Consider the following 8,445-nt stretch of genomic DNA (forward strand, 5'->3'; position numbering starts at 1 on the left):
GCTGGTCATTTCTACTACGTTATCGGCTTCTCATGTAGGCTAGCTACACATCGAAGCCTCTGTCTTGTATAAATACCCAGCAACTCGCTGCAAAAATTAGCTCGAAAGGTCAACACGCCCTAGTAAGGTTCAGGAAAGCGGGTGGTTTTACCGTCACCACTTAACGTCGTAATCGCTTGCGGCTTCCCGTCGCTATCTAACCTTAATTCACCAATCGCACTTCGGTTTGAAAGGCGATAGAAGGTTTGATTGTCTGGGCTTCGCTTCTCGATCTTTAAGCGCTTTCGCTTGGTGAAATAGTTCAAAACTGAGCGAGGACTGTATAACAGGCGGTCCCACACATCACAGAATTTAAGCAGCGGCGCTGGGAATTGATTTTTAATGCCACTACAGGTGATTTGATAAATGTTCGGGCTATTTCGGCGGTATCTAAGCTTGATATCGTAAGCAAAGGAGTAGTGAACATCGCCCGAAAGCACCACGAAATTGGTCGGTGTTTTGGTATGGGTAAAGATACTGATCAGCGTATTGGCACTGCCCGGATGTGCCATCCAGTTTTCAGCGTCAATCACCAATGGCTTACCAATTGTAGTCGCCATCTTTTGCAATGTTTCAATAAACTTCACGCCAAACATCGGTGCAGCTGAAACGATCACGACTTTATCTTGATGCATCAATTGATGTTGAAATTCAATCAAGGCCTCCCAGTCCATCAAACCTGAAGGTTTATTCATACGAGATTCCGAACGCCAACGACGGGTTCGCGTATCCAACACAATGACTTTGGGTGAAGTATCTATTGTGTAATGCCACTCCTCAAAGCGACTCAGCATTTCAATGAAGGCTCGATGCTTGTTTGGCTCGATGTCGCTAACAGAGTGAGTAGTCGCGGCATCGCCGGTTTCACTGTTCGTTTGTTTAAGGTTGTCCGTTTGTTCAACGTCATGCGTTTGTTTAAGAACGCGCGGTTGATCGATAAAAAGCTGTTTTGCTTGCTCGATGAATGTCTCGTCGAAGCTCTCCGGTTTATTACCCCAGCCCTGACACATCCAGTAGGCCGCAAGGCCGTTACCAATGACTTGAGTTGCGAACTGGTTTTGGTCTACGGCATGTTCCCAACCCACGGTAAGGTTCCAATCATCGGTCACATCGTGATCATCAAAGATCATGTACGTAGGGATATGTGCGAACAGACGTTGTACTTGCGGTAAGCCAGCAATGAAATCATCCATGATGACGCTTTCATCACGCCACTGTTGCTGCTCAGTCGGTGTTAATTGGCGTCCACCTTGAGTGAAGTTATTCTCAATTAAGCGCTCTCGATTGACACACTGCCACAGTGTCGGCGACCAAACTAACAGGTACATCGCGATAAACTCAGACAGCGTGACCAAGTGGTTTTCACAATCGGTAGAGCTAAAAATCGGTACGCCACGATTCGGGAAGAACTTATCGAGCATGGATTCTGAAGTGGTGTGGTGTGGCAAGTACTGATCACGTTGATATAAGTGATATTCGCTCTCAAATAAGGCGTCACTGCTGTTGATTCGGTTAACTTGCGAGTCAGTCGGTAAGCTCTCTCCCACTAGGCCAAGCAATTGAATCACTTGCTGAATAGCATCAAGTGTTGGGCCTGCCACATGGTCAGCGTAGATCTGATCGCCGCTCATCATCAGCATATCGGGTCTTTCAGCGACGGTTTGATCGGCAATCTTGTTATCTGCTGCGACTAGGCTGTCTTTGCTTGGATGATGTGGATTACGGCAAGAGCCATGAAGAATGTAATCAGCCGAGGTCGATATCTTAAACTCAACGCGAGATTTACCGTTGTAAACAAGGTGAGGGGCAAGCTCTTTTAATGAGCCTGACTCTGTGTGAACGTCATACTCTAGAAGTGTATTAGTCGGGAACTCGCCTTGTAAGCGGATGAGCGTTACCCACGCATGTGTACCGATTTGAATCGAATCATGATCTTCAAGCGATGAGGTATAAAACGGTTGGTCTGGCTCTACGTCAGAATTACGGGTATACAGTTCGGCTCTGCCTGTCAGAGGCGAGCTGGTGGCTAACCAAAGTACGACTTCAGTTGCAGTCGTTTTTCTTAAAATGGGTCCGGCGAGTAACAGGGGAAGAGATGATGTCGTAGAGGGTTTCAATACGGTACCTAAAATCGTTGGTGGCTAGTCGTCGTGGTGTTGTTTTGTTTCGAGCTTGTTCGTTTCAGGCTCTGTTATGTCAGACTCAGGTGTTTCAGAACCATCTGCTTCCAGGAGTTCGATAACTTCCGAGCTAGAAAGTTCATGACCCATTAGAAATATTGCCAATAGGGCATCGGCTTTGGTCTTGGTATCGGATGTGTCGTCTAACACTTGCTCCAGTTTTTCACGAATCATAGCAATTTCGTGTTCAACAAAACCACGGCCTTCTTCATCCCCTTGATTGTCTTCAGGGGCATTATCGAACTCAAGAAATAGCATGTCGCCGTCTAGGTTGGTATTCACCAAACGCTCGGGCAACCATGCCTCACCAATAACAATATCCGGATCGGAATCTTTGGGTAAGTGATCTATAATGTTTTGTAATTCGGAGACTTTCACAATGCTTTCATTTAACCGAGAATATTCTACATTGTAACGGTCAATGCCGCTCAAACCTAAAATTAGTTAGCCGTTATGGCTAATAAATGTCTATTCAGTAACACAAAATTTATTACAAAGAGTAATTACATAAGAATGAAGCTCAAATATTTACCGACTCTCGCTTCGTCGGGCGTTGTTTTCGTCAGTAGCGTTTTCCTAAGTGCGAATGCGTGGGCCGCTGAAGAGCAAGAGTGGGGCATCGCTGCAATGTTTCGTACGGCAAGTATTCCTTACGACACGTCAGGTGGCGACCAAACGGTTAGCTCTTTTGTTCCAATGCTATTTTTCAAGAACGACTATGTGTTCATTGATGGAACTGAGATGGGTGCTTACCTTTATCAACCCGATGACGAGAAATGGTCTCTTAATGCTATCTCTCGCATGCGCTTTATTGATATCCCTGCTTCTGAGCAGAATGAAATTGAAGGTGATACGGCGGACTTTGGTGCTCAACTGACTTACCAACTTGATGGGCCTTGGTCTGTCGAAACGGAGTTAATGAGCGACAGTGAATTCAATTTTCACGGTAACTTACGTGCGAAAGCTAAGTATGAAACCGGAGACTGGGAGTTCACTCCGCGTGCGACACTGCGCTACAAAAGTGCGGATTTCAACAGCGAGTATTACTCAGCAGCCAATGAAACCATCGGCGCAGGTGTGGACCTGAATGTCGGTGTAGAAGCGCGTTACCATGTGGTTTCGAACTTATACTTATTGGGTTCAACCAGTGTGACTCGACTGGATGACAACGCTTACGATTCGTCGATTGTTGAAGACCGTTATCAAGGCGAACTTTACCTTGGTTTTGGCTTTTTCAATGATAAAACCAAAGCGCCAAAACCTAAGCTGAGCAATGCGCCGTATTTACGTGTTGCACACGGCTGGGCGACGCCATCGAATATTGGCGACATCATGAAATTCAACAGGGAGAAAGACGAATACAACAACCAGTTGACCTCCTTCTTCTATGGCCACCCGTTAACCGATGAGATCTTCGGTTTCCCATTGGACATCTACTTAACACCGGGTATCGCGCATCACTGGAATTCAGAGGTTCAGTCAAGCAGCACTGAATACATTGTCGCTATCAAAGCGTATTACACTTTCGACTGGCCGACACAATGGCGTGTTGGTGTGGCAGAAGGTATGTCTTACATCGATTCGCTGACTTACATCGAAGCGAAAGAGATGAAAGAGAAGGGTTATAACGGGAGCCACTTGCTTAATTATCTCGACTTTTCGGTCGATGTAAACGTAGGCGATTTGGTGGGTAAGAATGACCTGAACAACTTATGGTTCGGCTATTCGTTGCATCACCGTTCTGCTATTTTTGAAAACGCCTCTCAGTTTGGTCGAATCAAAGGCGGCAGTAACTACAACACGGTTTATCTACAGTACGAGTTTTAAGCGCGTTTTTTAGCAGGCAGTTTATAACAGGCGTTTTTAGCGTTTAGTTTTTAACTGTGATTTTTGAAACATTCGGTTTGCGTTCGTCACGCTTCCATCGCTTTTACTAACGTGAGAGTGACTAATCAGCCTGATAGCAAAAGGTTTTCCCTTTGTTGTCAGGCTTTTTTGTTTGAGACTTGTGATATAATCGCGCGAGTTTAATAAGTACAAGAATAGGACACGCTTTGACTTCGTCTCCGGAAAAAGCAGATAACAACAAGAATGCAGCACAGCCAAGTTCTTCACAGAGCAAAGCGAAATCAAATAAGCCTGCATCGAACCGACCTGCTAAACAATTAAATGCTGAACAATCAGCGACAAAGACAAAATCATCTCAGAATAGCCCAGTATCTCTTCGTAAAGCGCTCCACGAATGTATGATGCGCGATCGCTTCCGCTTGAGTAAGCGAATTACTGGCGCGAGTAAAATCAAGAACGAACAATCTAAGCACGCTGTCTTCGATGAGATTGCGTTAGATATTGCTAAGTCAATGATGACGGCAACTCAGCGTGCTGCGCAGAAACCAACCATCGAATACCCAGAGATTCTCCCAGTAAGCCAAAAGCGCGATGATATTGCGAAAGCCATTGCTGAAAACCAAGTAGTTATCGTGGCGGGTGAAACGGGGTCGGGTAAAACTACTCAGTTACCCAAGATCTGTTCTGAGCTTGGCCGAGGTCGTTTTGGCCTAATTGGTCATACTCAGCCTCGTCGTCTTGCGGCGCGTTCGGTTGCAAACCGTATTGCGGAAGAGATGGAAACGCAGTTGGGTGAGTTCGTTGGTTACAAGGTTCGATTCAACGACCAAATTTCTGAAAACACCCAAATCAAATTGATGACCGACGGTATTCTACTGGCGGAAATTCAACACGACCGTTTCTTAAGCCAGTACGACACCATCATTATCGATGAAGCGCACGAACGTAGCCTGAACATCGACTTCATCATGGGTTACTTGAGAGAGCTTCTACCAAAGCGTCCTGACTTGAAAGTGATTATCACGTCGGCGACTATCGATCCTGAGCGTTTCTCGAAGCACTTTAACAACGCGCCGATCATTGAAGTGTCAGGCCGTACTTACCCAGTAGATACGCGTTACCGCCCACTAGGTGGTGATGACAGTGATTCAGACCGCGATCAAATCGAAGGTATCTTTGAAGCCGTTGATGAGCTGTGTGATGAAGGCCAAGGCGATATCTTGATCTTCATGAACGGTGAGCGTGAGATTCGTGATACCGCGGACTCTTTAAGTAAACGTAACTTGCGTGATACCGAAATTGTTCCGCTTTACGCACGCCTTTCTGCGGGTGAACAGAACCGTATCTTCCAGTCTCATACTGGTCGACGCATCGTTCTGGCGACCAACGTGGCAGAAACCTCGTTAACCGTTCCGGGTATTAAGTATGTCATCGACCCGGGTACGGCGCGTATCAGCCGTTACAGCTACCGCACTAAAGTACAGCGCCTACCGATTGAGCCAGTGTCTCAAGCGAGTGCTAACCAGCGTAAAGGTCGTTGTGGTCGTGTTGCTGAAGGTATCTGTATTCGCCTGTACTCTGAGGAAGATTTTGAATCACGCCCAGAGTTTACTGACCCTGAGATTCTTCGTACTAACCTAGCATCGGTTATCCTTCAGATGACAGCGTTAGGCCTAGGCGACATTCAAGCATTCCCATTTGTTGAAGCGCCAGATAAACGTAATATTCAAGATGGTGTAAGGCTGCTTGAAGAGTTGGGTGCGATCGCGACAGTCGAACCGTCTGCAAACAAAAACAAGAATCATGGCGACGACAAGAAGAAGCTAACGGCGATAGGTCGCAAGCTCGCTAAGCTGCCGATTGATCCACGTTTAGCGCGTATGGTGATTGAAGCGCCAAGTAATCGATGCCTGCACGAAGTGATGGTGATTGCTTCTGCATTGTCGATTCAAGATCCGCGTGAGCGTCCATCAGACAAGCAACAATCGTCTGACGATAAGCACAAGCGCTTCTTCGATAAAGAGTCAGATTTCATCACGTTTGTGAACCTTTGGGATTACGTTAAGCAGCAACAAAAAGAGCTGTCGAGTAACCAGTTCCGCAAACAGTGTAAGCAAGATTACCTGAACTATTTACGTATCCGTGAATGGCAAGATGTGTATTTCCAAATTCACCAAGCGATGCGTGAATTAGATACCAAGCTGAATACAGAGCCGGGCAGCTACGATGGCATCCACATGTCATTACTATCAGGTCTGCTTTCACACATCGGTATGAAAGACCAAGAGAAGAATGAATATCAAGGTGCTCGTAACGCACGCTTCCATATCTTCCCAGCGTCTGGCCTATTTAAGAAACAGCCTAAGTGGATCATGTCTGCTGAGCTTGTGGAGACCTCAAAACTTTGGGGCCGTGTTATCGCCAAAATTCAGCCTGAATGGATTGAGCCATTAGCGAAACACTTGATTAAGCGTAGCTACAGCGAACCACATTGGTCGAAGAAGCAAGCGGCAGTAATGGCACACGAAAAAGTGATGCTTTACGGAATCCCAATCATTCCAAAACGCTTAGTAAACTACGGTGCGATTGACGCAACCGTCAGCCGTGAGTTGTTTGTACGTAGCGCACTTGTTGAAGGTGAGTGGGAAACTAAACATGCCTTCTTCAAACAAAACCGTAAGCTTCTACAAGAAGTGGAAGAGCTAGAACATAAATCGCGTCGTCGTGACATCTTGATCGACGATGATGAACTGTTCGACTTTTATGACCAACGTGTTGGTGAAGAGGCGGTTTCAGGACGTCACTTCGACACATGGTGGAAGAAGACCAGCCAGAAAACACCGGAACTGCTTAACTTTGAAAAGTCGATGCTGTTCCGAGGCGATGCTAGCCACGTTACTGATTTGGATTACCCGAACTTCTGGCATCAAAATGGTATCAAGCTGAAGCTGAGCTACCAATTTGAGCCGGGCGATGACAACGATGGTGTAACGGTACACATTCCGCTGCCTATCTTGAACCAAATAGACCAGAACGGTTTTGATTGGCAGATCCCAGGCCTACGTCAGGAACTGGTGATTAGCCTAATTAAGTCGTTACCAAAAACGCTACGCCGTAACTTTGTGCCTGCGCCAAACTATGCCGATGCGTTCTTGGCTCGAGTAACGCCACTTGAAGCTCCGTTGTTGGATTCTCTTGAGAAAGAGCTGCGCCGCATGACTGGTGTGGAAGTGGTACGTGATGACTGGAAGTTAGACCAGATTCCAGAGCACTTAAAGGTAACATTCCGTGCTGTGGATCATCGTAAGCGTAAACTGAAAGAGCAGAAAGACCTGCATGAGTTGAAAGAGAGCCTGAAAGACAAGGTTCAAGAAACACTTTCTAAAGTGGCAGACGATGACATTGAGCAGCAAAACCTGCATACGTGGAGCTTTGGTGAGTTACCAAAAGTCTACCAGCAGAAACGTGGTGGCTATGATGTTAAAGCCTTCCCAGCACTGGTGGACACCAAAGACAGCGTAGAGATCAAATTGTTCGAAACAGAGCAAGAGCAGATCACTGCAATGAAATCGGGTCAGCGTCGTTTAATTCTGTTGAACGTGCCATCGCCGATCAAATACTTGCACTCGAATTTACCGAACAAATCTAAGCTCGGTTTGTACTTCAACCCATACGGACAGGTGCTCGATCTTATCGATGACTGTATCGCTTGTGGTATTGATAAGCTGATAGAGCAGAAGGGCGGCATAGTTTGGGAGCCAGAGCAGTTTGAAGCTCTAAAAGAACACGTACGTGCAGAGCTAGGTGATACGGTTGTTGAGATTGCTCAACAGGTTGAAACCATCCTAACCACGGCATTCGCCATCAGTAAGAAGCTGAAAGGGCGTGTCGATCTTTCAATGGCATTTGCGCTTTCAGACATTAAAGCTCAAATAGAAGGTTTGATTTTTAAGGGGTTTGCCACAGAATGCGGCTGGAAACGCTTGCCGGATATTCTACGCTATATGAAAGCGATAGAGCGCCGAATGGAAAAACTGCCGATTGATCCGAATAAAGATCGCCTTCATATGATCAAAGTGGACTCTGTAATGAATGATTACAAAGAGCTGCTGAATAAAATTCCAAAAGGGATCGCGGTTCCAGAAAATGTAAAAGAGGTGCGTTGGATGATAGAAGAGCTTCGTGTAAGCTTCTTCGCACAGCAACTCGGTACACCTTACCCAGTATCAGATAAGCGTGTTAAAAACGCGATTGATGCTTGCTAAACGAATAAAGCTAGACGCAGTGGCAAGGTTTGGGTATAAATCTTGCTTATTGCATTACTAATTAAACATTGATAAACCCCCAGCTCTGCTGGGGTGACTCGCATAGGTTTGAC

General features: G+C 46.1%; 4 protein-coding genes. 2 read left to right on the plus strand and 2 right to left on the minus strand.

Going from position 1 to position 8,445, the window contains the following annotated elements:
- Positions 1–119: 119 nt before the first annotated feature.
- Together AB6C75_RS21885 and AB6C75_RS21890 are read right to left on the minus strand one after the other, a co-directional pair.
- Positions 120–2,156: an alkaline phosphatase family protein gene (locus AB6C75_RS21885; RefSeq protein ID WP_372109237.1), complete on the minus strand. Its 2,037-nt coding sequence runs from the start codon at positions 2,154–2,156 to the stop codon at positions 120–122.
- 24 nt (positions 2,157–2,180) lie between these two features.
- Positions 2,181–2,651: a hypothetical protein gene (locus AB6C75_RS21890; protein WP_017096754.1), complete on the minus strand. Its 471-nt coding sequence runs from the start codon at positions 2,649–2,651 to the stop codon at positions 2,181–2,183.
- 81 nt (positions 2,652–2,732) lie between these two features.
- Here AB6C75_RS21890 and AB6C75_RS21895 point away from each other — a divergent pair, with 81 nt between their 5' ends.
- Both AB6C75_RS21895 and hrpA read left to right on the plus strand, forming a co-directional pair.
- Positions 2,733–4,046, plus strand: a complete 1,314-nt coding sequence (locus AB6C75_RS21895; protein ID WP_017096755.1) for a MipA/OmpV family protein — start codon at positions 2,733–2,735, stop codon at positions 4,044–4,046.
- A gap of 227 nt (positions 4,047–4,273) precedes the next feature.
- On the plus strand, positions 4,274–8,332 hold the full coding sequence (gene hrpA, locus AB6C75_RS21900; protein ID WP_372109240.1) for an ATP-dependent RNA helicase HrpA: 4,059 nt from the start codon (positions 4,274–4,276) through the stop codon (positions 8,330–8,332).
- The last annotated feature ends 113 nt before the right edge of the window (positions 8,333–8,445 follow it).

It is taken from the genome of Vibrio sp. 10N.237.312.B06 (assembly GCF_041464685.1).
GTDB classification, from domain to species: domain Bacteria; phylum Pseudomonadota; class Gammaproteobacteria; order Enterobacterales; family Vibrionaceae; genus Vibrio; species Vibrio tasmaniensis_A.